The sequence below is a fragment of the Olavius algarvensis spirochete endosymbiont genome, from assembly GCA_900608495.1.
Lineage (GTDB): Bacteria > Spirochaetota > Spirochaetia > DSM-2461 > DSM-2461 > UBA2779.
The window spans coordinates 1-2,745 of record UWYT01000248.1 but is presented as its reverse complement, the minus strand read 5'-3'; the positions used below and the strand labels follow the sequence as shown (position 1 = coordinate 2,745).

Sequence of the window (2,745 nt, the reverse complement as noted above, 5' to 3'; positions counted from 1 at the left end):
TTAGAGCGCGTGAATGGCATTCACGAGGTCATGGGTTCGACTCCCTTCACCTCCACCAAATTCCCCGAGAATGAAACCGGAATTCTGGTAACTAACTTAAATCCGCCCATAGCTACTTTCAATTGTTTTTCAAGGGCAGATCTTTACCATCTGCCTGCCGGATTCCCGGCTTTGGAAGTGTCTTGACATCGAAAAGGCGGCTTTTTGGCGAGCCACGGCAATTTTGCTAGTTGCCGAATTTTAATGCCTTTCCTATAGAATCCCCGACTTCCATTCTCATAATCAGGCTCTCTTCACTTACCTCATATCCATTTTGCATTATAGCCTTAATACGTCTATGAAATTCTGGCCGATCTGAAAGCTCCCACGCCAGATTATTCAATGGTCCCCACATAAGGTTAATAAGCCCTTCGAAGCGTTGGCTTACCATGAAAAACTGGAAAAGTAGTGGAGGTGGAATGGGTACTCAGACTCTCTAATCTTGAAACGGGAGGTAGTTGGAACTACCTGATGAAGCAAGCTGAATATGGAGAGTTTTCCATTTGTCTTAGGGATATGTGGAAGTTCAAAAACTTGGGAGAATCAGAGGAAATGAGCTTCCATTTTTTAACGCTGCGGCTTCATTCTCAGACTTGAAAGAGAATTTTGAAACTACTTCAATTATGAAATTCCCATCACGGAAGATAGTGAAAAAAAATGGGACAGAAGAAGATAACAATGAAACTTCAGGGAAGTTGACCAAATACGTCTTTTAAGGACAATTATGGAAAAAGCATGTCATAAGAAAATATGATTGGATGAATCGAAATTTACGTAGACGATATCGGGAGACAAAAGATTCCTATCAGAAGGCTTCTCAAACAGAGCTGAAATCATTGAAGAACCTTGAGATTGAGGCGACTCCTGGGGCCCAAATGTGGACATCCTCTCAGAACTTCGAGAAATACGGTGCCTCTATTATCAAGCTTCTTGCAATTGCGTATTGCTTAAATGACGCAATTCAAGACGTACTGAAACAAATCAATAAACTTGGGGCAATTATTGCGATAGTTATATACACTCCTCTCCAGCTGGGATGATGAAATTTTCGGTAAGAATGCTTTTAAGCAACCTTTATACCTTGCCTCTGGCACAAAGGAACGTGTTACTATATTGCTATGCTTGGAGAGCAACGGATTCTTAAAATAGTATCGAAACCTTCAAGCACGGGAATAACTGAAGATGCGACATCGCTTCCAACTATTGTTGATACACTTGCAAAGCTTAATGGGGAAAAGCAAAAATCAAAGAACACCCATTGCAATAAGTTTAGATCTGAAGTTTTTAAAAGGGATGAATCTATCTGCAATTATTGAGGATATTTCTAACCTCCAATGATGAATGTGATATCTCATCGAATTAATACTGTAGAAGATCTTAAGGATGTTGATTTCTCTTATGGAATTGAAATTGATGTCAGATATCACAATAACGATCTAATATTGCATCACAATCCTTTCAGCCATCATGAAAATTTACCGGAAAAGTTTGAAGACTTATTGGCCAAATATGTTAACAATCACAAAGGTACTATGATTCTAAACGTGAAGACAGAAGGCATAGAATTACAGTGCGTCAATCTCATGAAAGAGTATAATTACAGAAACTGGTTCTTTTTGGATTTATCCATGCCATATTTTGTAGCTTATTCAAACAAAACTATCTCAGGTGAAATCGAAGGGTTTACCCCAGATAACCTTGCTGTTAGATTCTCAGAATTTGAACCCATTGAATATGCCTTATCTTTTAAAGATAAAGTAAAATGGGTATGGATTGACTGCTTTACCAAAATGCCTCTGAACAAAGAGAATTATCAAATATTGAAAGACGCCAATTTCAAATTATGCCTTGTTGCTCCGGAATTACAGAAACATAAAATAGAAAGAACTTATGAGTTTCAAAAAATTCTTCAAGATAACAGCATAGGTTTAGATGCTGTATGCACAAAAAAACCTGAACTATGGAACAAGTTATAAAATTCCCCAATATTGATCTTAGTGAAGTTAAAGGTATCCTAATAGATCTAGACAACACCCTTTATCATTATGATGGTTGTCATCTGAGAGCTATTAAAGAATGCTATTATCATTATAAGAAGCATTTCGACAGCACTATATCTTTTGATGATTTTGCTGATTTCTATCGCAGAAAAAGAGATATTGTAACTAAAAGATTGAGTCCTGCTGGTGCTTGTCGTTCAAGACTATTTACTTTTCAAGAAATGTTCGAAGAACTCAATTTGAACAATAATTGGCAGTTGGCCGCAGAATATGATACGATTTATTGGGATAGCATTATAGAAAACATGATAATTGTTAGGGATGCGTTAGTATTTCTAGAAGAATGCAAAAAATTGAAGATAGATGTTTGTGTGGTTAGTGACATGACTGCAAATATACAAATAAGAAAACTACAAAAATTAGGAGTTGGTAACTACATTAAGTATCTAGTGACTTCCGAAGAAGTTGGAGCAGAAAAACCAGATTCAAGAATGTTTAAAACAGCTTTGAAAAAGCTCAAATTAAAACCACAGGAAGTAATTATGATAGGTGATAGTGAAAGCAAAGATATAAAAGGAGCTGAAAGCTTAGGCATAGAAGCTTACAAAATTTTTGTGAAGAATACATGATTGCAAAATTATTAAAAAACAAAACTAGTGTGGAATTCTACAAATTTATTGCTGTTGGAATTTGGTCTACAATTATA

5 protein-coding genes are annotated in these 2,745 nt (G+C 36.3%); all 5 read left to right on the top strand.

Translation table 11 applies throughout. From position 1 onward, the window contains the following. A partial coding sequence (locus S1OALGB6SA_RS10690; protein ID WP_230204498.1) for a hypothetical protein occupies positions 1–186 on the top strand: 186 nt, incomplete at its 5' end. A 371-nt stretch (positions 187–557) separates the two neighbouring features. Further along, on the top strand, positions 558–755 hold the full coding sequence (locus S1OALGB6SA_RS07585) for a hypothetical protein (protein WP_124033068.1): 198 nt from the start codon (positions 558–560) through the stop codon (positions 753–755). Between the two features lie 42 nt (positions 756–797). Then, a complete protein-coding gene (locus S1OALGB6SA_RS07580; RefSeq protein ID WP_124033067.1) occupies positions 798–1,079 on the top strand; it encodes a hypothetical protein in 282 nt (93 codons plus the stop codon). 294 nt (positions 1,080–1,373) lie between these two features. Continuing rightward, on the top strand, positions 1,374–2,015 hold the full coding sequence (locus tag S1OALGB6SA_RS07575) for a PI-PLC domain-containing protein (protein WP_124033066.1): 642 nt from the start codon (positions 1,374–1,376) through the stop codon (positions 2,013–2,015). Then, the gene (locus S1OALGB6SA_RS07570; protein ID WP_124033065.1) at positions 2,000–2,668 is read left to right on the top strand and encodes an HAD family hydrolase; all 669 of its coding nucleotides are present in this window, start codon (positions 2,000–2,002) and stop codon (positions 2,666–2,668) included. The genes S1OALGB6SA_RS07575 and S1OALGB6SA_RS07570 overlap by 16 nt, the downstream gene beginning before the upstream one ends. Positions 2,669–2,745 lie beyond the last annotated feature (77 nt).

What these genes read in the sequence shown, in the direction of transcription:
- S1OALGB6SA_RS07580 (WP_124033067.1), top strand. Translation starts at nt 798, where the DNA reads ATGAATCGAAATTTACGTAGACGATATCGGGAGACAAAAGATTCCTAT.
- S1OALGB6SA_RS07575 (WP_124033066.1), top strand. Translation starts at nt 1,374, where the DNA reads ATGATGAATGTGATATCTCATCGAATTAATACTGTAGAAGATCTTAAG.
- S1OALGB6SA_RS07570 (WP_124033065.1), top strand. Translation starts at nt 2,000, where the DNA reads ATGGAACAAGTTATAAAATTCCCCAATATTGATCTTAGTGAAGTTAAA.